At 71.7% G+C, this 23811-nt stretch carries 24 protein-coding genes and 1 pseudogene; 10 read left to right on the plus strand and 15 right to left on the minus strand.

All coding sequences use genetic code 11. The features are described from left to right. Window positions 1-94: 94 nt before the first annotated feature. Window positions 95-2665: pseudogene (locus ACWDN5_RS11170) on the plus strand (GH92 family glycosyl hydrolase); the annotation flags it as partial. Then, window positions 2662-4749: an FUSC family protein gene (locus ACWDN5_RS11175; protein ID WP_310972726.1), complete on the plus strand. Its 2088-nt coding sequence runs from the start codon at window positions 2662-2664 to the stop codon at window positions 4747-4749. The pseudogene ACWDN5_RS11170 and the gene ACWDN5_RS11175, both read left to right, overlap by 4 nt. Window positions 4750-4814: 65 nt before the next feature. On the opposite strand, the gene ACWDN5_RS11180 is transcribed toward ACWDN5_RS11175, so the two are convergent. From ACWDN5_RS11180 to ACWDN5_RS11195, 4 genes are all read right to left on the minus strand, one after another. Further along, complete coding sequence (locus ACWDN5_RS11180; RefSeq protein WP_396136951.1) at window positions 4815-5417, minus strand: DUF4360 domain-containing protein; 603 nt, start codon at window positions 5415-5417, stop codon at window positions 4815-4817. Window positions 5418-5688: 271 nt separating this feature from the next. Beyond that, on the minus strand, window positions 5689-6540 hold the full coding sequence (locus ACWDN5_RS11185; RefSeq protein WP_449676076.1) for a TIGR03560 family F420-dependent LLM class oxidoreductase: 852 nt from the start codon (window positions 6538-6540) through the stop codon (window positions 5689-5691). Window positions 6541-6542: 2 nt separating this feature from the next. Continuing rightward, window positions 6543-6908 carry a VOC family protein gene (locus ACWDN5_RS11190; RefSeq protein WP_310972728.1) on the minus strand — a complete coding sequence of 122 codons (366 nt, stop codon included), beginning with the start codon at window positions 6906-6908 and terminating at the stop codon, window positions 6543-6545. Further along, window positions 6905-7303: a nuclear transport factor 2 family protein gene (locus ACWDN5_RS11195; RefSeq protein ID WP_449676077.1), complete on the minus strand. Its 399-nt coding sequence runs from the start codon at window positions 7301-7303 to the stop codon at window positions 6905-6907. Before ACWDN5_RS11195 ends, ACWDN5_RS11190 begins: the two co-directional genes overlap by 4 nt. A gap of 94 nt (window positions 7304-7397) precedes the next feature. On the opposite strand from ACWDN5_RS11195, the gene ACWDN5_RS11200 reads away from it, so the two are divergent. From ACWDN5_RS11200 to ACWDN5_RS11210, 3 genes are all read left to right on the plus strand, one after another. Then, complete coding sequence (locus ACWDN5_RS11200; protein WP_310972730.1) at window positions 7398-7829, plus strand: MarR family winged helix-turn-helix transcriptional regulator; 432 nt, start codon at window positions 7398-7400, stop codon at window positions 7827-7829. A gap of 183 nt (window positions 7830-8012) precedes the next feature. Then, entirely contained in the window at window positions 8013-8999 is a 987-nt protein-coding gene (locus tag ACWDN5_RS11205; RefSeq protein ID WP_449676079.1) for a malate dehydrogenase, read from the plus strand. A 127-nt stretch (window positions 9000-9126) separates the two neighbouring features. Further along, window positions 9127-9702 carry a ClpP family protease gene (locus ACWDN5_RS11210; RefSeq protein ID WP_310972732.1) on the plus strand — a complete coding sequence of 192 codons (576 nt, stop codon included), beginning with the start codon at window positions 9127-9129 and terminating at the stop codon, window positions 9700-9702. Window positions 9703-9830: 128 nt separating this feature from the next. Here the strand turns inward: ACWDN5_RS11210 and ACWDN5_RS11215 are convergent, their stop codons facing one another. The 4 genes from ACWDN5_RS11215 to ACWDN5_RS11230 all read right to left on the minus strand — a co-directional run bounded on the left by ACWDN5_RS11215 (window position 9831) and on the right by ACWDN5_RS11230 (window position 14651). Further along, window positions 9831-11885, minus strand: coding sequence for a M3 family metallopeptidase (locus ACWDN5_RS11215; protein WP_449676081.1), 2055 nt, complete (start codon window positions 11883-11885; stop codon window positions 9831-9833). A 93-nt stretch (window positions 11886-11978) separates the two neighbouring features. After that, a complete protein-coding gene (locus ACWDN5_RS11220) occupies window positions 11979-12686 on the minus strand; it encodes a histidine phosphatase family protein (RefSeq protein ID WP_449676082.1) in 708 nt (235 codons plus the stop codon). Window positions 12687-12769: 83 nt separating this feature from the next. Beyond that, window positions 12770-13612, minus strand: coding sequence for an undecaprenyl-diphosphate phosphatase (locus ACWDN5_RS11225; protein ID WP_310972735.1), 843 nt, complete (start codon window positions 13610-13612; stop codon window positions 12770-12772). A 1-nt stretch (window position 13613) separates the two neighbouring features. Continuing rightward, window positions 13614-14651, minus strand: coding sequence for an LLM class F420-dependent oxidoreductase (locus tag ACWDN5_RS11230; protein ID WP_310972736.1), 1038 nt, complete (start codon window positions 14649-14651; stop codon window positions 13614-13616). Between the two features lie 86 nt (window positions 14652-14737). Between ACWDN5_RS11230 and ACWDN5_RS11235 the strand changes: the two genes are divergently transcribed. The 3 genes from ACWDN5_RS11235 (at window position 14738) to ACWDN5_RS11245 (ending at window position 17039) form a co-directional block, all read left to right on the plus strand. Further along, window positions 14738-15706 (plus strand): aldo/keto reductase, encoded by a 969-nt coding sequence (locus tag ACWDN5_RS11235; RefSeq protein WP_310972737.1) that lies wholly within the window; start codon window positions 14738-14740, stop codon window positions 15704-15706. Window positions 15707-15804: 98 nt separating this feature from the next. Beyond that, window positions 15805-16818: a YncE family protein gene (locus ACWDN5_RS11240; RefSeq protein WP_310973209.1), complete on the plus strand. Its 1014-nt coding sequence runs from the start codon at window positions 15805-15807 to the stop codon at window positions 16816-16818. Continuing rightward, window positions 16815-17039: a DUF5703 family protein gene (locus tag ACWDN5_RS11245; protein WP_004561940.1), complete on the plus strand. Its 225-nt coding sequence runs from the start codon at window positions 16815-16817 to the stop codon at window positions 17037-17039. The genes ACWDN5_RS11240 and ACWDN5_RS11245 overlap by 4 nt, the downstream gene beginning before the upstream one ends. Here ACWDN5_RS11245 and ACWDN5_RS11250 read toward each other — a convergent pair. From ACWDN5_RS11250 to ACWDN5_RS11260, 3 genes are read right to left on the minus strand one after another with little or no spacing between them, the layout of a single operon-like run. Then, window positions 17036-17764: an SRPBCC family protein gene (locus ACWDN5_RS11250; protein WP_449676084.1), complete on the minus strand. Its 729-nt coding sequence runs from the start codon at window positions 17762-17764 to the stop codon at window positions 17036-17038. The two genes, ACWDN5_RS11245 and ACWDN5_RS11250, sit on opposite strands and share 4 nt — an antisense overlap. Window position 17765: 1 nt before the next feature. Continuing rightward, window positions 17766-18353, minus strand: coding sequence for an ArsR/SmtB family transcription factor (locus ACWDN5_RS11255; protein WP_449676086.1), 588 nt, complete (start codon window positions 18351-18353; stop codon window positions 17766-17768). Window positions 18354-18384: 31 nt separating this feature from the next. Then, complete coding sequence (locus ACWDN5_RS11260; RefSeq protein ID WP_449676088.1) at window positions 18385-18762, minus strand: MerR family transcriptional regulator; 378 nt, start codon at window positions 18760-18762, stop codon at window positions 18385-18387. A gap of 28 nt (window positions 18763-18790) precedes the next feature. Here ACWDN5_RS11260 and ACWDN5_RS11265 point away from each other — a divergent pair, with 28 nt between their 5' ends. Next, a complete protein-coding gene (locus ACWDN5_RS11265) occupies window positions 18791-19474 on the plus strand; it encodes a methyltransferase domain-containing protein (RefSeq protein WP_449676089.1) in 684 nt (227 codons plus the stop codon). Window positions 19475-19476: 2 nt separating this feature from the next. Here ACWDN5_RS11265 and ACWDN5_RS11270 read toward each other — a convergent pair whose 3' ends face one another. From ACWDN5_RS11270 to ACWDN5_RS11280, 3 genes are all read right to left on the minus strand, one after another. After that, on the minus strand, window positions 19477-20358 hold the full coding sequence (locus tag ACWDN5_RS11270) for an alpha/beta fold hydrolase (RefSeq protein ID WP_449676090.1): 882 nt from the start codon (window positions 20356-20358) through the stop codon (window positions 19477-19479). Next, window positions 20358-21680, minus strand: coding sequence for a M20/M25/M40 family metallo-hydrolase (locus ACWDN5_RS11275; RefSeq protein ID WP_449676092.1), 1323 nt, complete (start codon window positions 21678-21680; stop codon window positions 20358-20360). Before ACWDN5_RS11275 ends, ACWDN5_RS11270 begins: the two co-directional genes overlap by 1 nt. Window positions 21681-21764: 84 nt before the next feature. After that, a complete protein-coding gene (locus ACWDN5_RS11280; protein WP_449676094.1) occupies window positions 21765-22004 on the minus strand; it encodes an OST-HTH/LOTUS domain-containing protein in 240 nt (79 codons plus the stop codon). A 161-nt stretch (window positions 22005-22165) separates the two neighbouring features. On the opposite strand from ACWDN5_RS11280, the gene ACWDN5_RS11285 reads away from it, so the two are divergent. Further along, complete coding sequence (locus ACWDN5_RS11285; RefSeq protein WP_449676095.1) at window positions 22166-22771, plus strand: HAD family acid phosphatase; 606 nt, start codon at window positions 22166-22168, stop codon at window positions 22769-22771. Here ACWDN5_RS11285 and ACWDN5_RS11290 read toward each other — a convergent pair. After that, window positions 22750-23682 carry a LacI family DNA-binding transcriptional regulator gene (locus ACWDN5_RS11290; RefSeq protein WP_449676096.1) on the minus strand — a complete coding sequence of 311 codons (933 nt, stop codon included), beginning with the start codon at window positions 23680-23682 and terminating at the stop codon, window positions 22750-22752. The genes ACWDN5_RS11285 and ACWDN5_RS11290 overlap by 22 nt on opposite strands. Window positions 23683-23811 lie beyond the last annotated feature (129 nt).

The following is a 23811-nucleotide window of genomic DNA, read 5'->3' on the forward strand; positions in this document are numbered from 1 at the left end:
TGCCGACCGAGGCGGCGGGCCGGGCGGCGGTGACGATCCTGCTGGGCCTGCTCGACGGCGAGGCCGACGAGCACACGGCGCAGGTGCTGGACACGTCCCGGCCACGGCGGTGCCGCACGGGTTCAACTTCTGGACCCCGGTCACCGACGCCGGCGTCACCAACTGGCTGTACTCCTACCACCGCCACAACGACGAGCAGAACCGGCCCGCGCTGCAGGCGTTCGCGCTGTCGCACCAGCCGAGCCCCTGGATGGGCGACCGGCACACCTTCCACCTCATGCCCGGCACCGGCCCGGTCGAACGCGACCGCCGCAAGCGCGCCCTGGCCTTCACCCACGAGGACGAGACCGACTCGCCGCACCACTACGGCGTCCGGTTCGCCAACGGGATGACCGCCGACCTCGCCCCGACGTCGCACGCGGCCATCATGCGGTTCACCTTCCCCACCAAGCACGGCTGGCTGCTGTTCGACAACGTCCGCAACCGCGGCCGGCTGCGCATCAACGCCGACACCGGCGTGATCACCGGCTACACCACGGTCCGCAGCCGGCTGTCGGCCGGCGCGCGCCGGATGTTCGTCTACGCCGTCACCGACGCCCCGGCCACCCGTGGCGCCAAGGTCCGCTTCCCGCCGTGGCGGCGGGTCTCGGGCTACTTCGAATTCGACGGGCCCGACGTCACGCTGCGGATCGCGACGTCGCTGATCAGCCTCGCCCAGGCCAAGCGCAACCTCGAACTGGAGATCCCGGCCGGGTCCACGGTCGAGCAGGTGGCGGCCCAAGCCAGACGGCTGTGGCAGGAGGAACTCGGCCGCGTCGAGGTCGAAGGCGCCACCGAGGACCAGCGCACGACGCTGTACTCGAACCTCTACCGGCTGTTCCTCTACCCGAACGTGGCGCACGAGAACACGCCGAAGGGGATCCGGCACGCCAGCCCGGTGGTGCGCCGGTGGTGGCCGAGCACCCGGCGGCGGACCGGCGCGAAGGTCGTCGACGGCGAGCTGTACGTCAACAACGGCTTCTGGGACACCTACCGCACGACCTGGCCGGCCTACGCGCTGCTCACCCCGGAACGCTGCGGCCGGATGATCGACGGCTTCGTCCAGCAGTACCGCGAAGGCGGCTGGATCGCCCGCTGGTCCTCCCCCGGCTACGCAGACCTGATGACCGGCACCAGCTCGGACGTCGCGTTCGCCGACGCCTACCTCAAGGGCGTCCGCGACTTCGACGCCGAAGCCGCCTTCGACGCCGGCCTGAAGAACGCCACCGTCACCCCGCCGCGCCGCGCGGTCGGCCGCAAGGGCCTCGAAGAGTCGATCTTCCTCCACTACACCCCGGTGTCGGTCCACGAAGGACTGTCCTGGGCGCTGGAAGGCTGCATCAACGACTTCGGCCTGGCCAACTTCGCCGAGGCGCTGTCCCGGGAAAGCGACGGGCCCCGGGCGCGGATGTACGCCGAGTACGCCGCCTACTTCCGCGAGCGCGCGAAGCACTACGTCCACCACTTCGACCCGGAGATCGGCTTCTTCCAGGGCCGCCACCGCGACGGCCGCCGCAAGTTCGCCCCCGAGGGCTACGACCCGGCCGCCTGGGGTGGCGACTTCGTCGAGACCAACGCCTGGAACACCGCCTTCACCGCCCCGCACGACGGCCCCGGACTCGCCGCCCTCCACGGCGGCACCGAGGCACTCGAAGCCAAACTGGACACCTTCTTCGCCACCCCGGAGACCGGCCGCCGCCCCGGCGCCTACGGCGGCCTGATCCACGAGATGACCGAGGCCCGGGACGTCCGGATGGGCCAGTACGGCCACTCGAACCAGCCCTCGCACCACATCCCCTACGTCTACAACCACGCCGGCGCGCCGGCGAAGACCCAGGCCGTCGTGCGGGAGGTGCTGCGGCGGCTCTACCTCGGCAGCGACCTCGGCCAGGGCTACCCCGGCGACGAGGACAACGGCGAGATGTCCGCCTGGTACGTCTTCAGCGCGCTGGGCTTCTACCCCCTCGCCGTCGGCAGCCCGCGCTACGCCATCGGCTCGCCGCTGTTCGAGAAGGCGACCGTCCACCTGGGCGAAGGCCGGAAACTGGTCGTCCACGCCCCCGGCAACACCGCCGGCACCGTCTACGTCCGCGGGCTCACCGTGAACGGCGAACCGCACGAGGCCACCTCGATCGCGCACGCCACCCTCGCCGCCGGCGCCGAACTCGTCTTCGACCTGACCACCGAACCGGCCGGGTGGGGCGCCCCGCCGCCGCCCGCCGACCACCCGGCCCCGGTCACCGACCTGACCGGCACCGCGACCAGCTCCGACGGCACCAAGGTCGGCGCCCTGTTCGACGACACCACCCGCACCCAGGTCACCTTCCGCAGCGCCACCCCGGCCATCGAATTCACCGTCACCGGCGAACCCCGCGAAGTCACCATGTACACCCTCACCTCCGGCGCCCGCCGCGGCGACGCGAGCGCGTGGGTGCTGGAAGGCTCCGACGACGGCGTCGACTGGACCACCCTGGACGAACGCGACGGCGAGCTGTTCCGCTGGCGCTGCCAGACCCGCCCGTTCGTCCTCGCCACCCCCGCCGCGCACGCCCGCTACCGGCTGCGGATCACCGCCACCCGCGGCCGCCGCGCCACCCTCGCCCAGTGGGAGCTCCTCGCCCGATGAACCAGTTCCGCACCGCCGCTCTCGACCGGCTCGCGGCGGCCGACCCCGGCCTGGTCCGGCTGCGGCTGGCCGGCTCCGCCGTGCTCGGCATCGTCCTCGCCGTGCTCGCGCTGCTGCCGGCGCACGTCCCGCTCACCGTCACCCTCGTCGGCGCCATCGCCGCGATGATGACGGCGTTCACCGTCAACGACCCCACCCCGGGCGGCCAAGCCGTCACCCTCGTCCTGGCCTTCCTCACCGGGGGCGCGTCGATCACCGTCGCCAGCCTCGGCTCGGCCCTGCCGCCGCTGGACAGCGTCGTGTTCGTCCTGCTGATCTTCGTCGCCGTCTACGCCCAGCGCTTCGGGCCCCGCGGCACCGCACTCGGCTCGATCGCCTTCTTCCTGTTCTTCTTCCCGATGTTCCTGCAGGCCCACGTCAAGCAGGTCCCGCAGCTGCTGATGGCACTCGGCGTCGGCGTCCTCGCCAACGCGCTCGTCCGGTTCGTCCTGCTGCGCCACAACGCCGCGGCCGAGTTCCTGCGCGTGCGCCGCGCCTTCCGCGCCCGCCTCGGCGCCGTCGTCCGCGCCGCCGAGGCCTACCTGGCGGTCAACGGCAGCGAGCGCACCCGCAAGCAGCTGCGCTCGGCGTTGGCGCGGCTGCACGAGTGCGTGCTGCTCATCGAGGACGCCGCCCCCGACGTCGTCGACGCCCGGGCCGCCGACGTGCTGCGCCGCCGCGCCATCGAAGTCGAGCTCGCCGTCGGCTGGCTGGCGATCACCGTCCAGCGCACCTGCTCCGACGAGCTCACCGCCGAGGTTCGCGACGACCTCATCGCCCGCCTCGCCCGCTTCCGCGCCCTCATGGAACGCGACCCGCGGGAGCTCCCGCTGATCAGCCAGACCGGCGAATACAGCCGGATGCTCGTCGAAGGCAGCCGCATCGACTCCCACGCCGCGCCCGGCGACGGCGTCCGCAAGGCACTGGCCGAACTCGCCCTCGCCGACGACCGCGCCCAGCGCGCCGCGGGCCCGGAAGCCATTCCGGACCCGCTCGCCCCCGACGACACCGACGAGCCGGCCCCGAAGTTCGCCTACGACAACCGGACCCGCAGCGCGATCCAGGCCGTGGTCGGCGGCGGGCTCGCCGTGCTCGGCGGCGAACTCGTCTCCCACCAGCGCTGGTACTGGGCCGTGCTCACGGTGTTCGTGGTGTTCATCGGCGCCTCGAGCGCCGGCGCCACCTTCGTCAAGGGCGTCCGCCGCCTCGGCGGCACCCTGATCGGCATCGTCGGCGGCGTCCTGCTCGCACTGCTGGTCGGCGGCAACACCGCCGCCACCCTGGCGTTGATCCTCGTGTGCGTGTTCGGGATGGTCTACACCGCACGGGTGTCCCAGGTGGTGATGGCCTTCTTCGTCACCAGCATGCTCGGCCTGCTCTACAGCCTGCTCGGCACGTTCAGCCTCGAAGTGCTCTGGATCCGCGTCGCCGAGACCGCGGTCGGCGCCGCGGCGGGCATCCTGGCCGCGGTCGTCATCGTCCCGGTCCGCACCCGCTCGGTCATGCTCGACGACGTCGCCGCGGTGCTCGACGACCTCGAAGAGTTCCTCGAACACACCCGCGGCCTGCTCGCCGGCGAGGAGAACGTCAACATCATCGAGCTCTCCCGCGACCTCGACCGCAGCGTCGACCAGGTCCGCACCACCATCGAACCGCTGACCCACCCGGTGAACCTGCGCAGCGCCCGCCGCGACTACGGCTGGCACGTGCTCACCACCCTGGAAACCATCGCCTTCCGGGCCCGGCACGTCGCCGCCCGCGCCCAGCCCGGCCAGCTCACCGGCGCCGACGCCGACCGGCTCAGGCAGTTCACCGGACGGCTGCTGGCCAACATCGACGTTCTCCGCACCGCGCTGAACGCCCCGGGTGGCCCCACACCCGGCACGCTCGTGCGCGACGACGGCACCCCCGTCTCCGACCGCGTCGAAGCGGCCGAAACCCGGGCCGTCCTCTCCAGCCTCAGCCACCTCGACGAGGCCCTCGTCTCCCTCGGCCGCGTCTTCGGCGTCGAAGCCACCGATCCCCGGGCCCCGCTCCGGCGGTGATCGGCCGGAGCGGCGCGGCTTGCGGGCCGCGCCGCCCCTCTGGACCTCCGGTCACCCGGAGCCGATCACGGGCAGACGAGCCACGCGAAGTGGTACGTGGTGGTGATGCTGCCGTCGGTCGAGTCCATCGTGACGTAGCTCGTCGTCTTCTTCGGATCCGACGTCCCGGCCGCGGCCCGCAATTCCGTGTTGATGTTCAGGTTGCGTTCCTCACCGCAGGGCTTGAAGACGATGGCCCCGACCTCTGTCGAATCGGTGAAATGCCAGTCATCTTCGAACGGCCCGGCCAGCGGGTGCTGGATGTACGCCGTCGGAGAATTGCCCTGGAAATAATAGTTGGCCCTTTCCAGGCCGGTCGCGCCGCGTTCCAGGTGCGCGAATCCGCGGTAGTCGGCCTGCGCGATTCCGTAGGTGAACCCCTGCGGCACGTGCACCCGCAGGCCGATCTGGCAGTTCTTCCGGGCGTCCAGCGGCCCGGCACCGACCCCGACCAACGCCGTGTAGGCGCTGTAGGTCACGGTGAACGCCGTATTGTCCTGCGAAACAGCCACGGCCGACGTGCCCGTCGGACACCCGGTGCCGATCGCGTTCACGACGTCGATGACGATTTTGTCGGGCGGCGGAGGAGTGTTCCACGAATGCGGGGTGACCACAGAGGACAGCGCCATTACGGCAGCAACGACCGCAGACAGCATCGGAATCCTTCCCAATACATTCAAATTGGGGACGGGGGCCGGACCATGGTAGCGAAAGGATCATGGAAGCAAACCCCGCTGAACGGAGCAACGCTGCACGGCTCGTCCCACCAAGCGGCATTGCTCACGTTTCGACAATTTTCGTAAAGCCCATTCCGACGAGCGCGAATAAATGCGCGGAGAAAACGATTTCGCACCCCCGCTCCCCCGGCCGCCGACCACGATCACCCACGTGACGTCCGGCTCAGCCGATCAACGCCGCCGCCCGCCCCAGCGTCTCGACCCCCGCCACCGCCCACGGGCCGGCCGTGATCACCACCGCGTGGCCGACACCCCACCCGGCGAACTCCGCGCACCGCCGGGCGAACGACTCCGCCGGCTCACCCGGCGCCAGCCGCGTGCTGATCGTCTTCTCGATCTCCCCGTACGGCCGCCCCACCTCGTCGCAGTGGCGCCGCAGCACCGCCAGCTTGTGCCGCACCGTCCGCCCGCCGTCCGGGATGTCGAACACGTTGCACGCGTCGGCGTACTGCGCCACCAGCCGCAGCGTGCGCCGCTCGCCAGCCCCGCCGACGAGGATCCGCGGCCGCCGCACCGGCCGCGGCCGGCCGACCGGGCGCTCCAGCCGGTAGTGCTCGCCCTCGAACGGCGACTCGTCACCCGCCCACATCCGCAACGCCAGCCGCACGGTCTCCTCCACCCGCGCGAACCGCTCGCCCACCGGCGGGAACGGCAGGCCCATCGCCCGCGCCTCCCCCTCGTGGTGACCGGCGCCGATGCCGAACCGGGCCCGCCCACCCGACAGGACGTCCAGCGTGGTGACCGCCTTCACCAGCAGCGCGGGCGGCCGGAAGGTCACCGCCGACACCATGGTGCCCAGCCCGATCCGGCTCGTCCGCCCGGCCAGGAAACCCAGCGTCGTGTAGGCCTCCAGCATGGCCGAGTCCGCGGAACTGTGCGGGTCGGCCTGCAGCAGATGGTCGGCCACCCACAGCGTGTCCAAGCCGGCGTCCTCGGCCGCCACCGCGACAGCGGCGAGCTCGTCGGCCAGCTCGTCCGGCCACGAGAAGTCCGTGACCCCGATGCTCAAGCGCATGACTACTCCCTCGTCAGCAGTTCGAGGTTGTGGCCGTCGGGGTCGGCGAAGTACACCCCGCGCCCGCCGTTGAGTCCGTTGACCTCGCCGGGCCGCTCGTGGAACGGATCCGCCCAATACGGCACCCCGGCCGCCTCGATCCGCGCCATCGCCGCGTCGAACTCGTCGTCGCCGACCAGGAACGCGTAGTGCTGGCTCGTCACGCGCTCCACCTGCAGGAAGTCCAGCGTGACCCCGTTCGCGAGCCGGACCGGCACGAACGGCCCGGCCACCGGCCCGGTCCGCAGGCCCAGGATCCCGGCCAGGAACTCCGCCGACTTCCCGCGGTCCGTCGCGCACACGATCGTGTGGTTCAATTCGACGCTCATCGCCCGCCACCACCCGGGACGAACGGCGCGCCGATCGGGCTCAGGTGGATCCCCGCCAGCCGCCACCGGTCGTCCGCGCGGACCAGCACGTGCGTCGCGCGGAAGCGGCCGTTCACCGGGTTCCCCCGATGGGTCGCCACCTGCTCGTGCACGCCGATCGCGATCGCCGTCCCGCCGAACTCCCGGACCTCGACCTCGGTCCAGTCCAGCTTCTCGGTCACCAGCCCGCCGCCGTCGTAGCGGGCCAGCCACTGGTCGCGGTCCAGCACGAACCCCAGCGGCCCGACCAGGCGGAACCCCTCGGCCGCCAGCCCCGCCAACGCCTCGGTGTCGCCACGTTCCTCCGCCGCCGCCCACTCCCGGCCGAACTCGCGGATCTGCTCTTCGGTGCTCATCACGGTCCCCTTCCGTTCGATGCCTCAACGTTAGAAGTCTAACTGTTAGATGTCAAACGCTTAGACCTCTCGGCATCTGCGTTAGAGTTCCGCCGTGCCCAAACCCGCCACCGCCCCCATCGGCGTCGTTCTCGCCCGCACCGCCAAAACCGCCGCCCGCGCCTTCGACCACGCCCTCGCCGCCGCCGGCGGCTCCCAGCCCGTCTGGCAGATCCTCATCTCCCTCAAAACCACCCCCGTCGCCAACCAGCGCGAACTCGCCGACGCCGTCGGCATCCAAGGCGCCACCCTCACCCACCACCTCAACGGCATGGAAGAAACCGGCCTCGTCACCCGCCGCCGCGACCCCGCCAACCGCCGCGTCCACCTCGTCGAACTCACCGACGACGGCGAACAGCTCTTCCACCGCCTCGCCACCGCCGCCATCGCCCACGACCAGCGCATGCGCCGCGGCCTCACCGACACCGAGATCGCCCAGCTCGCCGACCTCCTCACCCGCCTCGCCGCCAACGTCACCGACAACTGAAAAGCGAGCTCTGACAACCGGGGCTCCGCCCCGGGCCGGGGGCTCCGCCCCGGGCCGGGGGCTCCGCCACCCGGACCCCCGAAAGCGATCCTCACAACAGTGACTGGACGCACCCGACCAGCAACGCCCAGGAGGGATAGGCTCCACCCACAAGCCAAAGTCGTCTCAAGCTGGAGAACCGCAATGACCCAAGCCCCCGTCAACGTGACCGTCACCGGCGCCGCCGGCCAGATCGGCTACGCGCTGCTCTTCCGCATCGCGTCCGGTCAGCTCCTCGGCCAGGACGTCCCGGTGAAGCTGCGGCTGCTCGAAATCCCGCAGGCGGTCAAGGCGGCCGAGGGCACCGCGATGGAGCTCGAAGACGGCGCGTTCCCCCTCCTCGCCGGCACCGACATCTTCGACGACCCCAAGCAGGCCTTCGAAGGCACCAACATCGCCCTCCTCGTCGGCGCCCGCCCCCGCAGCAAGGGCATGGAGCGCGGCGACCTCCTCGAAGCCAACGGCGGCATCTTCAAGCCCCAGGGCGAAGCCATCAACGCCGGCGCCGCCGACGACATCAAGGTCCTCGTCGTCGGCAACCCCGCCAACACCAACGCCCTCATCGCCCGCTCGCACGCCCCCGACGTGCCCGCCGACCGCTTCACCGCGATGACCCGCCTCGACCACAACCGCGCCCTCGCCCAGCTCGCCAAGAAGCTCGGCGTCCCGGTGACCGAACTCAAGAAGGTCGCCATCTGGGGCAACCACTCCGCCACCCAGTACCCCTCCGTCCAGCACGCCGAATTCGGCGGCAAGAGCATCGCCGACGCCGTCGACCAGGCCTGGCTCGAGAACGACTTCATCCCCACCGTCGCCAAGCGCGGCGCGGCCATCATCGAAGCCCGCGGCCTCTCCTCCGCCGCCTCGGCCGCCTCCGCCGCCATCGACCACGTCTACACCTGGGTCAACGGCACCCCCGCCGGCGACTGGACCTCCGCCGCCGTCGCCTCCGACGGCTCCTACGGCGTCCCCGAAGGCCTCATCTCGTCCTTCCCGGTCACCGCCGAGAACGGCCAGTACAAGATCGTCCAGGGCCTCGAGATCGACGACTTCTCCCGCGCCCGCATCGACGCCTCCGTCGCGGAACTCGTCGAAGAACGCGACACCGTGCAGAAGCTCGGCCTCATCTGAGCCTGCGCGCACCGAACCGGGGCCGCCGTCCACTGCGGACGGCGGCCCCTTTCGCGTCCGGCGAACACCGCACGCTCACAGCGAAACCGCCGCCCGCCATGCGATCTTCGGCCCTACCGTCGCCACCATGACCCTTCTCGCCGCACCCGACCTCCAAGCCCCCGGCCAGACCCTCAACGACTCGGTCTACGAACAGCTCCTGCGCGACCGCATCGTCTTCCTCGGCTCCGAAGTCAACGACGACATCGCCAACCGGATCATCGCCCAGCTGCTCCTGCTCGCCGCCGACGACCCCGCCAAGGACATCACCTTCTACATCAACTCCCCCGGCGGCTCGGTGACCGCCGGCATGGCCATCTACGACACCATGCAGCTCGTCAAACCCGACGTCGCCACCTGGGGCCTCGGCTTCGTCGCCTCCATGGGCCAATTCCTGCTCTCCTCCGGCACCCCCGGCAAGCGCTACCTGCTGCCCAACACCCGCATCGTCATGCACCAGCCCTCGGCCGGCATCAGCGGCGCCGCCACCGACATCGCCATCCAGGCCGAGGTCTTCGGCAAGATGAAACGCCGCATCGCCGAAATCACCGCGCGCCAGACGGGCCAGACCGTCGAGCGCATCACCGCCGACGCCGACCGCGACCGCTGGTTCGACGCGGACGAAGCCCTGACCTACGGTTTCGTCGACCACATCGTGGGCTGAGTTCCCCCGTCTTTGCTGGTCTTTGTGCGCAAATGAGTGCCGGGGCGATTTTCGAAGAAAATCGCCCCGGCGTATAGGTCGTTATACACTTTGTGAGGTCACCGAAGAGACCGGGTGTCGGGCGGGGTTCAGACGCCGCCGAGGCCTCGGCGGGCCAGCAGGGGCTCGATCTCCGGGTCGCGGCCGCGGAAGGCGCGGAACGCGTCCATGGGGTCGATGCTCCCTCCCCTGCCGAGGAGGGTGCGGCGGAAGTGGTCGCCGTTGGCGCGGGTCAGTCCCCCGTTTTCGCGGAACCACTGGACGGTGTCGGCGTCGAGGACTTCGCTCCAGATGTAGGAGTAGTACCCGGCGCTGTAGCCGCCGCTGAAGATGTGGGCGAAGTACGTCGTGCGGTAGCGCGGCGGGATGGCGTCGACGGCCACACCGGCCTTCACGAGGGCCTCGGTTTCGAAGCGCTGCACGTCCCCCACCCGGTCGTCGACGCCGAGGCCGTGCCAGGCCTGGTCGAGCAGGGACGCCGCCAGGTACTCGGTGGTGGAGAACCCTTCGCCGTACTGCTGGGCGGCGAGCAGCTTCTCCACCTGCTCCTGCGGCAGCGCCTCGCCCGTCTCGTGGTGTTTCGCGTAGTGGGCCAGGACTTCCGGCCACAGCATCCACATCTCGTTGACCTGCGACGGGTATTCGACGAAGTCGCGGGGGACGTTGGTGCCGGAGAAGGTCGGGTAGCGGACCGAGGAGACCAGCGCGTGCAGGGCGTGGCCGAATTCGTGGAACGCGGTGACGAGCTCGTCGAAGGTGAGCAGGGTCGGCTCCCCCGCCGGCGGCTTGTTCACGTTCAGCACGTTGACCACGACCGTCTTGCGGTCCAGCAGCTCGGACTGGTCGACGAAGGTGTTCATCCAGGCGCCGCCGCGCTTGGCGTCGCGGGTGTAGAGGTCCAGCAGGTACAGGCCCAGCGGCGTGCCGTCGGCGTCGAAGACCTCGAAGGTCCGGACCTCCGGGTGGTACTTCGGCAGGTCGTCGCGCTCGGTGAAGGTGAGGCCGTACAGCTTCGTCGCGGCGAAGAAGACACCGTCGAGGTACACGCGGTCGGCCTCGAAGTAGGGGCGCAGGGCCTCGGTGTCGACCTCGAAGCGCTCACGGCGGACCTGGGCGGCGTAGAACGGCCAGTCCGACGGCGCCAGCTTCGCGCCCGGCACGTCGGCTTCCAGCAGCTGCTGGAGTTCGGCGGCTTCGGCGCGGGCGTTCGCGACGGCCGCGGGTGCCAGCCGTTCCAGCAGCCCGGCGGCGGCTTCGGCCGTCTTCGCCGTCTCGTCGGCGATGACGTACGCGGCGTGGTTCGGGTAGCCGAGCAGGGCGGCTCGTTCCGCGCGCAGGCGGACGATCTCGGCGACGATCGCGTTGTTGTCGTTGGCGTTGCCGCGGTTGCCCCGCGCCATCGACGCGGTGTGGATGCGCTCCCGGACGTCCCGGTCGCGCAGGGTCTCCAGCGGCGACGCCTGGCTCGTCGGCAGGCTGAGCGTGAGCACGTACTTGCCGTCTTCGCCGCGGGCGGACGCCGCTTCGGCCGCGGTGGCGATCGCGCCGTCGCCGAAGCCGTCGAGCTCGGCGCGGTCGGCGATGACGACGGCCAGCTCGTTGGTGTCCTTGAGCAGGTTCTGCTGGAACTTCGTCTGCAGGGTGGACAGCTGCTCGTTCAGCTCGCGCAGGCGGGCCTGCTCGGCTTCGCCGAGGCCGGCACCGGCGCGGCTGAAGTCGGTGTGCCGCCGTTCCAGCAGCCGCAGCGACTCCTCGTCCAGCCCGAGCTCGCCGCGGCGCGCGTGGAGGGCGTCGATCCGGGCGAACAGCTGCGGGTTCAGGTGGATGGCGTCGTGGTGGGCGGCCAGCTTCGGCGCGAACTCCGCCTGGATGGCCTGGATCTCGTCGGTGCTGTTGGAGCCGGACAGGTTGTAGAACACGCTCGCCACCCGGCCCAGCAGCTCACCGGCGCGTTCGAGGGCCACGATGGTGTTCTCGAACGTCGGCTCGGCGTCCTGCGCCGCGATCTGCTCGATCTCCGCCGCGTGATCGGCGAGGCCGGCCTCGAACGCGGGCCGGTAGTGCTCGTCGGAGATCCGGTCGAAGGGCGGCAGGGCGTAGGGCAGCTCGCTGGGTGCGGCGAACGGGTTGTCCGGCGAAATCATCGGGCAGGCTCCTGGTCGGGGACAGACACTCGGTCTTGCCACCCTACGGGGTCGGCCGGGGTCGATGTCAGCGCTTTCCGGAGGTGGCCGGGGTCACCGCCCCGTGGTACCGCCCACCACGGCGTCGCTGCTCGACGCGGCCTTCTTGCCCTTCTTCGGCTTCGGTTCCGGCGGAACGATGCCCCGCAGGTCCCCGCCGTGGTCGTTGACGCGCATCACGAAGGGCCGCGTCTCGGTGTAGCGCACGACGGAGATGGACGCCGGGTCGACGACGATCCGCTGGAAGGCGTCGAGGTGCTGGCCGAGCGCGTCGGCGAGGATGGATTTGATGACGTCCCCGTGGCTGCAGAGCAGCCAGACGGCGTGGTCCCCGTGCTCGGCGGAGATCCGCCGGTCGTGCGCCCGGACGGCGGCGACCGAGCGGGCCTGCATCTGGGCCAGGCCCTCGCCGCCGGGGAACACCGCGGCCGAGGCGTGCGCCTGCACGACCCGCCACAGCGGTTCCTTGGCGAGGTGCTTGAGCTCCTTGCCGGTCCAGTCGCCGTAGTCCACTTCGGACAACCCGGGCTCGACGACCTTGCCGAGCCCCCTGGCCGCCGCCAGGGGGCCGACGGTCTGCTTGCACCGCAGCATCGGCGACACGACGAGCCCGGCCAGTGGCACGCCGTCGAGCCGTCCGACGAGCTTCTCCGCCTGGGCGCGGCCGGTGTCGTCGAGGTTGACCTTCGGGGAGCGCCCGGCCAGGATGCCGGACCCGTTGGCCGTCGACTTGCCGTGCCGGAGGAGGATCACCGTACTCACGGGGCCCACCCTACGTGGGAGGTCGCGAATGACTCATTCGCGACCTCCCACGTCCCGAATGAGTCATTCGCGACACCGGCGCGTCAGTGACCGACCGGGCCCGCGTTCGGGTCCAGCACGCCGCTGAAGATCAGCACGAACAGCAGGACGCCCAGCACCAGCCGGTAGACCACGAACGGCACGAAGCTGCGCTTCTTGATGTACGCCATCAGCCAGGCGATCACCGCGTACCCCACGCCGAACGCGACCAGCGTGGCCAGGATCGTCGGGCCCCACTGGGCGGGCACGTCGCCCGAGCCGATGTCCTTGAGCTTGTACACGCCCGACCCGAACACCGCCGGCAGCGCCAGCAGGAACGAGTACTCCGCCGCCTCCGCGCGGGTGTAGCCGAGCAGCAGGCCCGCGCTCGTCGTGCCACCCGAACGGGACACGCCCGGGATCAGGGCCAGCGCCTGCGCGAACCCGAACCCGAGGCCGTGCGGCACGGTGAGGTCGTCCAGCGTGCGCTCCTGCTTGCCGATCCGGTCGGCGATCAGCAGGATCACGCCGAACACGATGAGCACCGTCGCGGTGATCCGCAGGTCGCGGAACGCGCTGTCGATCTCGTCCTGCAGCAGCAGGCCGAGCACCACGATCGGGAGCGAGCCGACGATGATCAGCCAGCCGAGGCGGGCGTCCGGGTCGCGGCGCCACTCCGCCTTGTACAGCGAGAAGAACCAGGCCCGCAGGATCTTCCCGATCTTGGGCCCGAAGTAGATGATCACCGCCAGCTCGGTGCCGATCTGGGTGACGGCGGTGAACGCCGCGCCCGGGTCGTCCCAGCCGGCCAGCGCCGCGACGATCCGCAGGTGCGCGCTCGACGAAATCGGCAGGAACTCCGTCAGGCCCTGGACCAGGCCCAGGACGAGTGCTTCGAACCACCCCACGTCAGGCCACCCCCGCCAGCTCGAGCGCCTCGGCGGCCGTGCGCAACGCCGAGGCCGGCTCCGGGCCGTAGGGCGACACCGACAGGGTCGTCACGCCGGCTTCGGCGTATTCCGTCATCTTCTCCGCGATCCGTTCCTTCGGGCCCAGCAGCGACGTCGCGTCGAGGAACTCGGCCGGCACCGCCGCCATCGCCCCCGCCCGGTCGCCCGCCAGGTACTTCTCCTGCACTTCGGCGGCCTCGGCCGCGAATCCCATCCGGCACGCCAGCCGGTTGTAGAAGTTCTTCTCCTTGCTCCCCATCCCCCCGAGGTAGAGCGCCGCGTAACCGCGGACGGCGTCCGCGCTCCTCCGCCAGTCCTCGCCCGGCACCAGCGGCACCGAAGGGACGACGTCGAAGCCGTCCAGGTTGCGTCCGGCCCGCTCGGCGCCGGCGCGGACATGGGCCAGCTGCTCCCCCGCGTGGGCCGGCGAGAAGAACACCGGCAGCCAGCCGTCGGCGATCTCGCCGGCCAGCTCCAGGTTCTTCGGGCCGATCGCGGCCAGGTACAGCGGGAGGTGCTTGCGGGCCGGGCGGACGGTCAGCCGCAGCGCCTTGCCCGGGCCGTCCGGCAGCGGCAGCGTGAAGTGCTCGCCCTCGAACCGCACCCGCTCCCGCCGCAACGCCGAACGCACGATCGAGGCGTACTCCCGGGTCCGGCCCACCGGAGAGGTGAACCGCACGCCGTGCCAGCCCTCGGACACCTGCGGGCCGGACACGCCCAGGCCGAGCCGGAACCGGCCGCCCGACAGCGTGTCCAGCGTCGCGGCGGTCATCGCCGTCATCGCCGGCGTGCGGGCCGGGATCTGCAGCACGGCGGCACCGACGTCGATCCGCGACGTCCGCGCCGCGATCCAGGTGAGCACGGTCACCGCGTCCGAGCCGTAGGCCTCCGCGGCCCACACGACCGCGTAGCCGAGGTCCTCCGCCTGTTTCGCCAGGGCCAGGTTCGCGGGGTCGTTCCCCGCTCCCCAGTAGCCGAGATTCAGTCCGAGTCGCACGGGGCCAGACCCTAACGGGGGCCTTGATCGCGACACGACTCACCTTGGTCTCCTCCGGACGGGGCAGCCCACTAGGCTCGGCGGTCGTGGAAAAGCGACTGCTCGGCCGCTCGGGACTGCGCGTCTCCCGTATGGCGCTCGGCACCATGACCTGGGGTGGCGACACCGACGCGGAGGAGGCCGCCAGCCAGCTGGTCGCCTTCGTCGACGCCGGCGGCACCCTGGTGGACACGGCCGACATCTACGGCGAGGGCGAGAGCGAGCGGGTGCTCGGCTCGCTGCTCGGCGACCTCGTGCCCCGCGAAGACGTCGTCCTCGCGACGAAGGCCGTCGCCAAGCGCACCGACGGGCCGTTCGGCGGCGGTGCCTCCCGCGGCGCCCTGCTCACCGCGCTCGACGGCTCGCTCAAGCGGCTCGGCACCGACCACATCGACCTGTGGCAGCTGCACGCCTGGGACGACTGCGTGCCGCTCGCCGAGACCCTCGCCGCCCTCGAGTACGCCGTGACCAGCGGAAAGGTCCGCTACGTCGGCGTCTCGAACTACGCCGGCTGGCAGCTGGCCACCGCCGCCGCGGGCGCCTCGGCCCTCGCGCCGATCGTCTCCACCCAGGTCGAGTACTCGCTGCTGGAACGCGGGGTGGACCGCGAGGTCGTCCCCGCGGCCGCGCACCACGGCATCGGGCTGCTCCCGTGGGCACCGCTCGGCCGCGGCGTGCTGACCGGCAAGTACCGCACCGGCACCCCCGCCGACTCCCGCGGCGCGAACAGCGCCTACGCCGGGTACGTCGAGCACCACCGCACCGACCGCGCCGCCCGGATCGTGCAGGCGGTCGCGACCGCCGCCGACGGCCTTGGCACGTCCCCGCTGGCCGTGGCCCTGGCCTGGGTCCGCGACCGGCCCGGCGTCGTCGCCCCGGTGGTCGGCGCCCGGGACACCGGCCAGCTCACCGGCTCGCTGACGGCGGAGGACATCACCCTCCCGCCCGCCATCCGGTCCGCGCTCGACGACGTCAGCGCGATCGAGGTCGGCTACCCCGAACGCTGGCCGCGGTGAGCGCCAGGTGTCTGTTCGGTGACACGCACGTGACGGCACGGGGATCGAGGAGCATGCTGGTGAAGACCGACCGCCGAGGGACAACTGGAGGCCGCAACGTGCATCGGCTCGCCGCCGTGTCGTGGCTCGCGCTCCCGCTCGCCGGTGCCCTGGTGCTCTCGGGCTGCTCGTCGGCCAAGTCGACCTCCGACGACCTGCAGGTCGTCGCGAACCCGACCGCCGCGCGCCCGGCCGTCTCCCCCGCCGTGACCGTGCCGCCGGCCGGTCAGGTCCTCCGCGACGGCTCGGTGTCGGCTGTCGCCGTGGACGCGAAGACCTCGACCCTCGTCGTTGCGGTTTCTTCGCCACCGGCTCTGCGCCTGTACGACTTGAACGCACTCGCGTCCCCCCCGGTGAATATGCCGTTATACAGTGCTGCGTCCCGGCTGACGGTGTCGCCGGGGCGGGTGGAGATCGCCGAGCCCGGTCGGGGTGTGGTGCAGCAGCTGACGTTGCCGGACCGGAAGCTGACCGAGACGAAGACCGGCGGGCAGCCGGCTTCGAGCATCGCCTACGGGGCCGATCGCCTGGTCGCGATGGGCGCGGGCAAGGACATCCGGGTGCTGCCGGCCACGGGTCCGGCACGGACGATCGGCGGGCAGCTCTACAGCGCCGACGACGTGGTCGACACCGGGGACGGCGTGGTGGTGCTGGATCGGCTGCGGACCGCGGTGTTCTCCGTCGACGTCGCCGCCGGGAAGGTCGACGAAGGCTTGCGGGCGGGCGACGGCGCCGCGAACGCCGTGGCGGACTCTTATGGGCGCGTGCTGGTGACCGACGCCCGCGCGGGGGCGCTGCTGGCGTTCTCGGCGGGCCCGCTGATCCTGAAGCAGCGCTACCCGGTGCCCGGCGGCGCGTACGGGATCGCCTACGACGCCGCGCGCAGCCTGGCGTGGGTGACGCTCACCGAACGCAACGAAGTCGTCGGGTTCGACGTCCGCGGCGGCGAGCCCGTGGAGAAGTACCGGTTCCCCACCGTGCGCCAGCCGGACTCGGTGGGGGTGGACGAGAAGAGCGGCCGGGTGATCGTCGGCTCGGCCGCAGGAGAAGGGACCCAGGTGATCCAGCCATGACAGCGGTCAGCGAGGCGGTGGTCGAAGGGGATTGGGAGTATCGCCGCCTGCACCTCCCCCCGGGCGTGTCCCGGCGTGCGGCGGCGATCCAGCTCTCCATCCACGCGGAGTTCGCGGGCTGGGAACTGCGCACCGTGCGGCTCTACGCCGACGGCACGCGCCGGGTCTGGCTCCGCCGCAAGAAGACGGCGCAGAGCCTCCCCGGCGCCCTCCCGACCTAACCGAGCACGCGGTTCAGCCAGTCGCCCCAGGTCTTCTCCTCGACGTCCGCGTCGGCTCCCGGGGCGAACAAGTGGTGGCAGGCGACCATCGCGCCCTGGAAGCCGCGGACGAACCGGAACATCGCGTCCGGCGTCCGGATGCCCACCGTCTGGTCGTTCACGGCGTAGACCACGCCTCCCCCGCCGAGCCGGACCCGGTCGCCTTCGGACGGGCGCGCCGGCAGTCCCAGCTCGGCGCCCAGCCGCGTCCATGCCTCGTCCCAGTCCGCGACCGGCGGGCCGAACGCGGTGACCGGGGTGGCCGTCCGGCCCGCGAAGTGCGTCACGTACTCGACCAGCGTGCGGAAGAACAGGTCGCCGCCCGCGGTCATCGCCTCGAACTCGTCCTCCCAGTCGTCGCCCGGCAGGAAGCCGCTGGTGACGCAGCGGAGCACCGTGCTGCCGCCGCCGCGGCCCTCGATGAGGAATTCGTACGCGATCCGGCGTCCGTCCGGTGCGGTGTCGCTGCCGTAGGCGAGCTTCTCCGCCGGGTCCCACTCGCTGATCCGGAACTCGGGCCGGTAGGCCCCGAAGGCGCCGCGGATCGTGCCGCCGCTGCCGCCCTCGACCTCGTTGCGGCCCATGAACCAGGAGTCGATGCCCGGGCCGGTCGCGATGGCTTCCCACACCTGCTCCGGCGTCGCCCCGACTTCGGCGGCGTCGGTCAGTTCGAACTCGTACCCCACTTCAGGACTCCTCCGGGACGCTCGGGTGCACGGCGACGACCACCCGGTGCGAGCGGCCCTTCTCGGCCGCCTCGTCGTGGTACTTCCCCACCAGCGTGGTGACCGCGGCCGTGAGCTCCTCGGCGAACGCGGCCCGGTCGGCGGCGGAGGCGAACCGCACCTCGCCGTCGAGCGCGAACGTCGCCAGGCGCTGCTTGGCCTTGGCCGCGCCGGTGATCAGCAGGCCGACGTCCCGCACGAGCCGGCCGGCGACGGCGAGCAGCCACCGCGCCGAGAGCCGGTCCGGTGAGCGGGCCGGGTCCGGCTGCACCGCGGCCAGCGCCGTCGGCGAGATGACGTACGAGGCCGCCGTCGCCCGCATCATCCGCTCGGTGACGTTGCCCTTGCGGCGTTCCTCGACCAGTTCGACCAGGCCGTGGCTCTCCAGCGCGCGCAGGTGGTAGTTGACCTTCTGGCGCGGCAGGCCGACGCGCGCGGCGAGCATGGTCGCCGAGGCCGGCTCGGCCAGTTCGGCCAGCAGCCGGGCCCGGACCGGGTCCAGCGACACCTCGGCCGCCGCCGCGTCTTCGATCACCGCAACGGGAAACATGCGCCCAGCATCCAGCCGAACAGAGAAGTTGTCAAGAACGATCGAGCTGTCGGTCGATGAGGGTCTGGAAGTGCGGGCAGCTCATGAGGTCGTCGTGCCGGCAGTCACCCTCGATCAGCTCGAGCGCGGCCTGGGCGCGCGCGATCCGGGTCCGGAGCCGCTCCCGCTGGCGGGCCGCCATCGCCGCCCGCCCGGCCGCGGACCGGTCGGTCAGCATCGACCGGATGTCCGCGAGCTCGAACCCGGCTTCCTTGGCGACCAGGATCGCGGCCACCCGCCGGAGGTCCGCGTCGGTGTACCGGCGCCGGCTGCCGGCGCGGGCGGGGGTCAGCAGCCCTTCCGCCTCCCAGTAGCGCAGCACGTGGGCCGGCAGCCCGAACCGGGCCGCCACTTCGCCGATTGACTTCATGTCGGCATTAAGTCGCAGGATGGGTCGCATGTCCACGTTGCTGAGCCTCCTCGACGCCCTCGACGACCGCCCGCAAGCCGTCCACCTGCGGGAACGTACTTACGAAGGACTTGGTGACGTCGTGGTCGACGTCGGCTGCGGCGGCGGGCGGGCCGTCGGCGAGCTGGCCGCCCGCGGGGTGCGGGCCATCGGCGTCGACGCCGACCCGGCCATGATCTCGGTGGCGGCCGCGCGCTGGCCGGACGGCGAGTTCCACGTCGCCGACGCGACCGCCCTGCCCCTCGACGACGGCGCGGTCACCGGCTACCGCGCCGACAAGGTCCTGCACGTCCTGCCCGACCCCGCGCTCGCGGTCGCCGAGGCCCGCCGCGTCCTGGCCCCGGGCGGCCGCGCGGTGCTCGCCGGCCAGGACTGGGACACGATCGTCATCGATTCGGACGATCCGGCGCGCACCCGCTCGATCGTCCACACGCGAGCGGACGGCATGCCGCACCCGCGGATCGCGCGACGGTACCGGAACCTGTTGCTGGACCACGGGTTCAAGCAGGTCACGGTCGAGGTTCACACGGTGGTGTGGACGGACGTGGCGGCCCTGCCGGTCTTGGCCAACCTCGGCGGCGACGGCGCCTGGCTGGAGGAGCAGTCGGCCCGCGCCCGCGACGACCGGCTGTTCGTCGCGGCGCCGATGTTCGTCGCCACCGGCACCCGCTGACCTCAGGCGCGCCGGCTCGCGTTGACCAGCGCGACCACCCGCGGCAGCACCTGGGCCGCGGCCTCCAGCGGCACGACGTGGCCCACCCCCGGCAGCACCACCGCCGTCCCGTTGCCGAGGCCGCGGACCCAGTGCTCCACATCGGACGCGCGGACGATCCGGTCGCGCTCCCCCACGATCGCCGTCACCGGGAGGTCGGCGACCTGGGCCAGCGCCGCGTCGCGCGCGTAGGCGTCCATGGCCGGGCGGAACACCGACACCGTGTGGGGCCAGTTGCCGCGGATCATCTTGACCGTCAGCTCGACCAGGTCCGGGTCCGGGTCGTCGCCGAAGAGCCACCAGCGCAGGCCCGCGCTGACCGCCCGGCTGGTGTGCTCGCGCACCACGCCGAACAGCTTCGAGCCGAGCACCGCTTCGAGGTCGCGGGCCAGCTTGCCCAGCGCGTTCGGCCAGGTCGCCGACACCTCGGTGGCGAGGGTGCCCGACGACGTCGCCAGCAGTACCAGCCCCGACACCCGCTCGGCGAACAACGCCGGGTGCCGCTGGGACAGCGACATGATCGCCAGGCCGCCCATGTCGTGGCCGACCAGCACCACCCGGCCGTCGGGCACCTCGCGGGTCAGCAGCTCGGCGAGGTCGTCGCCGAGCTGGGCCATGGTCGCGGTGCCGCGGCGGGCCCGCCCGGAGCCGCCGTGGCCGCGCTGGTCGAAGGTCAGCACGGCCACCGGCCCGTCGGCGGCGTCGGGCACCAGTGGCGCGATACGGCCCCAGCTGCGCTGGTCAAGCGCGTAGCCGTGGACGAACACCACGGTCACCGGCGCGGCCGGGTCGCCCCTGCGGATCACCTGCAGGGGCGTGCCGTCGGCGAGCGCGAACCCGGTCATCAGCTGGTGCGCAGGAACCGGTCGAGTACGCGGGTGCCGAACTTCAGCGCCTCGACCGGGACCCGCTCGTCGACGCCGTGGAACAGCGCCGAGAAGTCGAGGTCCGCGGGCAGCTTCAGCGGCGCGAAGCCGAAGTTGCGGATGCCCAGCTCCTGGAACGACTTCGCGTCGGTGCCGCCGGACAGCATGTACGGCAGCGTCTTCGCGCCCGGATCCTCGGCCAGGACCGCGGCGGTCATGGCGTCCACGAGCGCGCCGTCGAAGGTGGTCTCTACCGGCGGGAGCTCCATCCACTCCTTCTCGATGTCGGGACCGAGCAGCTCGTCCAGCTCGCGGTCGAAGGCCTCCAGCCGGCCCGGCAGGATCCGGCAGTCGACCGCGGCCTCGGCGACGGACGGGATGACGTTCGACTTGTACCCGGCGGTGAGCATGGTCGGGTTGGCCGTGTCGCGCAGGGTCGCGCCGATCATCCGGGAGATGTTGCCCAGCTTGGCGACCGAGCCTTCGAGGTCGTCCTCGGGGAAGTCCCAGCCGGTGATCTCGGTGACGCCGGCCAGGAACTCCTTCACCGAGTCGGTGAGCACGAGCGGGAACCGGTGGTTGCCGAGCTTCGCCACGGCCTCGGACAGCTTCGTGACCGCGTTGTCGCGGTGGATCATCGAGCCGTGCCCGGCGGTGCCGCGCACGCGCAGCTTCATCCAGCGGATGCCCTTCTCCGCCGTCTCGATCAGGTAGGCGCGGACGTCGTCCTTGAGCGTGATCGAGAAGCCCCCGACCTCACTGATCGCCTCGGTGACGCCCTCGAACAGCTCGGGCCGGTTCTCGACCAGCCACTGCGCGCCGAACTTGCCACCGGCCTCTTCGTCGGCCAAGAAGGCGAAGACGAGGTCCCGCGGCGGCACGATGTTGTTCAGCTTGTAGTGCCGGGCCAGCGCGAGCGCCATCGCGCACATGTCCTTCATGTCGACCGCGCCGCGGCCCCAGACGTAGTCGTCCTGGATCGCCCCGGAGAAGGGGTGCACCGACCACTCCGACGCGTCGGCGGGCACGGCGTCGAGGTGACCGTGGATGAGCAGGGCGCCCCGCTCGCGGTCGGCGCCTTCGAGCCGCACGATCACGTTGTGCCGGTTCTTCCCGCCCGACTCGACGTAGGTGATCTCGTAGCCGGCGTCGGTCAGCTTCTCCGCCACGTACTCCGCCGCCGCCCGCTCGCCGACCAGCGTGTCGGGATCGCCGGTGTTGGTCGTGTCGATGCGGATGAGCTCGCTGGTCAGCGTGACGGCTTCGGCCGCGGCGGCTTCGATCAGGTTCGGTTCGGTCACCGGCCATTCCTATCATTGGCGCCGTCGGACGCGCTGGCCGTGGGAACAGGCTGAGCTCGGCCGTCCGACCGGCGGAATACGACGTTATACAGGGTGGGCCTGCCGTCGCCGGTCGCGCACGTAGATGACCGGCGACTTGCTTTCGCCCGGGCTGCGGCGGTTCATCTCGAACAGCGCGGTCGCGGCGATCAGGTCACTGAGCTTGGCGTAGCCGTAGGTGCGGGAGTCGAAGTCCGGGCGCTGCTTCGTGACGATGTTACCGATGGCGGACAGCGACGCCCAGCCGTCGTCGTCGGAAGCGGCTTCGACCGCGTTGCGCAGCACGGATCCTCCGCCGCACCGGGAATCCGTCCCGGCCGGCCCGGGTGCATCCTGCCCGAACCGGGGACCCGGCGCGCTCCGGTCTCCCGGCCCGTCGCGAACATGAAATAGATTCGGCTACTTGCCGGTACGATCATTCCCCACCGGCTGGTGGACTGTCAGCCATGTCACCCTCGAAAGCCCGCCTCGCCGTGGCCGGTACCGCCTCCGCCGTCCTGCTGCTGCTCGGCAACGCCGGTGTCGCCGACGCCGCCGTTGCCCGGCCCGCCGTCACGGCCGCCGCCGCGCCGTCCTATGCCACCTGGGTCGCCGACGTCACCGCGGTCACCACTCCGGCCGCCGACTACCTCACCCAGCGGCTCGCCGTCCCGGGCGGGCGGACCGCGATCGTGCTCGACATCGACAACACGAGCCTGGAGACCTACTACAACGGCGGGTTCACCACCCCGGCCGTCAAGCCGGTCCTCGCGCTCGCCAAGCTCGCCCAGGCCAAGGGGGCCGCGGTCCTCTTCGTCAGCGACCGCACCGAGGTGCTCCGGTGGCCCACCGAGGGGAACCTGAAGGCGGTCGGGTACCCGGACGACGGGCTCTACCTGCGTCCCCTGTTCAACTTCGACCCGGTGCAGACCAACAAGACCAAGGCCCGGGCCGCCATCGAACAGGCCGGCTACACGATCGTCGCGAACATCGGCAACAACACCACCGACCTCGACGGCGGGCACGCCGAGCGGACCTTCAAGCTGCCGGACTACAACGGCGCGCTGTCCTGAACCGACGCGATCGTCGTCCCGGCCACCGGCGGGCAGGTGAGCAGCCGGGGCTCGCCTGCCCCCGTGGCCACGACGGACGCCAGCAGCCGCACCGCCTCCCGGCCGAGGGCGCGCCGCGGCACCTCGAAGCCGCTGGCTTCCGGACTGGACGGCGGGCAGCCGAGCACCGCCAGCGACAGGTCACCGGGGACCGACACCGCCGCCGCGTGCAGGGCCCGCTGGGCAGGAGCGAACACCGCCTCGTCGACGACCAGCGCGGTCACGCCGTCGGCGAGCCAGCCGCGGACCGCCGTCGCGAGGCCGGTGCCGTCGGTGCGGACCACCAGGGCGGGCTCGATGCCGGTGCCGCTTTCCCGCTCACGCGCGGCCGGGGTGTCGGCCGGCTCGCGCAGGTAGCGGATCCGGTGGTGCCCCGCCTGCCGCAGCCGGGCGAGCACTTCGGCCGACGCCGATGCGTGGTCGGCGTCGACGTACGGGACGCGGTCGCCGAGCTCCGGACAGCGTCCGATGTGGACGATCGGGTACCCGGTGACGAGCTGCTCCGCGGGCACCGGGCCGCCGAAGAACAGGCAGCCGTCGGCGAGCCGGCTGCGGCGGGCGAAGCCGGGGCCGGGCGCGGTGAACATGATCAGGTCCTTGCCGAGCACGGCCGCCTCCGCCGCGATGCCGGCCAGGATCGCCTGGTGCGCCTCGAACGCCGGGCCGGCGGCGCAGATCCCGAAGAGGCCGTGGCCCGCCTGCCGTTTCGCGAGCGGATCGGCGTAACCGAGCCGCTGGGCGGCCTCCAGCACGCGCAGCCGCGTCGCCTCCGCCAGCCGGACCCCGGTGCGGTTGCCGCCGAGCACCACCGACACGGTCGCCTGGGAAACCCCGGCCACGCGCGCGATGTCGGCCTGCCGCACCCTGCCCATCGGGCACCTCGCTCGCCGGTCGCCGGGGTCAGCTGATCGATTCAGACTGCAAGCCCGCTTCGGGACGCGTCAACGGTTTTGCCCGAAACTCCCGTTGATCCGGCCCGGTCATACCGGCGGCGGATGGCA

This window comes from Amycolatopsis sp. NPDC003731 (genome assembly GCF_053586895.1).

What these genes read in the sequence shown, in the direction of transcription:
- ACWDN5_RS11205 (WP_449676079.1), top strand. Translation starts at nt 8,013, where the DNA reads ATGACCCAAGCCCCCGTCAACGTGACCGTCACCGGCGCCGCCGGCCAG.
- ACWDN5_RS11210 (WP_310972732.1), top strand. Translation starts at nt 9,127, where the DNA reads ATGACCCTTCTCGCCGCACCCGACCTCCAAGCCCCCGGCCAGACCCTC.
- ACWDN5_RS11245 (WP_004561940.1), top strand. Translation starts at nt 16,815, where the DNA reads ATGACAGCGGTCAGCGAGGCGGTGGTCGAAGGGGATTGGGAGTATCGC.
- ACWDN5_RS11285 (WP_449676095.1), top strand. Translation starts at nt 22,166, where the DNA reads ATGTCACCCTCGAAAGCCCGCCTCGCCGTGGCCGGTACCGCCTCCGCC.
- ACWDN5_RS11270 (WP_449676090.1), bottom strand. Translation starts at nt 20,358, where the DNA reads ATGACCGGGTTCGCGCTCGCCGACGGCACGCCCCTGCAGGTGATCCGC.
- ACWDN5_RS11215 (WP_449676081.1), bottom strand. Translation starts at nt 11,885, where the DNA reads ATGATTTCGCCGGACAACCCGTTCGCCGCACCCAGCGAGCTGCCCTAC.
- ACWDN5_RS11185 (WP_449676076.1), bottom strand. Translation starts at nt 6,540, where the DNA reads ATGCGCTTGAGCATCGGGGTCACGGACTTCTCGTGGCCGGACGAGCTG.
- ACWDN5_RS11265 (WP_449676089.1), top strand. Translation starts at nt 18,791, where the DNA reads ATGTCCACGTTGCTGAGCCTCCTCGACGCCCTCGACGACCGCCCGCAA.
- ACWDN5_RS11290 (WP_449676096.1), bottom strand. Translation starts at nt 23,682, where the DNA reads ATGGGCAGGGTGCGGCAGGCCGACATCGCGCGCGTGGCCGGGGTTTCC.
- ACWDN5_RS11180 (WP_396136951.1), bottom strand. Translation starts at nt 5,417, where the DNA reads ATGGCGCTGTCCTCTGTGGTCACCCCGCATTCGTGGAACACTCCTCCG.
- ACWDN5_RS11260 (WP_449676088.1), bottom strand. Translation starts at nt 18,762, where the DNA reads ATGAAGTCAATCGGCGAAGTGGCGGCCCGGTTCGGGCTGCCGGCCCAC.
- ACWDN5_RS11175 (WP_310972726.1), top strand. Translation starts at nt 2,662, where the DNA reads ATGAACCAGTTCCGCACCGCCGCTCTCGACCGGCTCGCGGCGGCCGAC.
- ACWDN5_RS11195 (WP_449676077.1), bottom strand. Translation starts at nt 7,303, where the DNA reads ATGAGCACCGAAGAGCAGATCCGCGAGTTCGGCCGGGAGTGGGCGGCG.
- ACWDN5_RS11190 (WP_310972728.1), bottom strand. Translation starts at nt 6,908, where the DNA reads ATGAGCGTCGAATTGAACCACACGATCGTGTGCGCGACGGACCGCGGG.
- ACWDN5_RS11255 (WP_449676086.1), bottom strand. Translation starts at nt 18,353, where the DNA reads ATGTTTCCCGTTGCGGTGATCGAAGACGCGGCGGCGGCCGAGGTGTCG.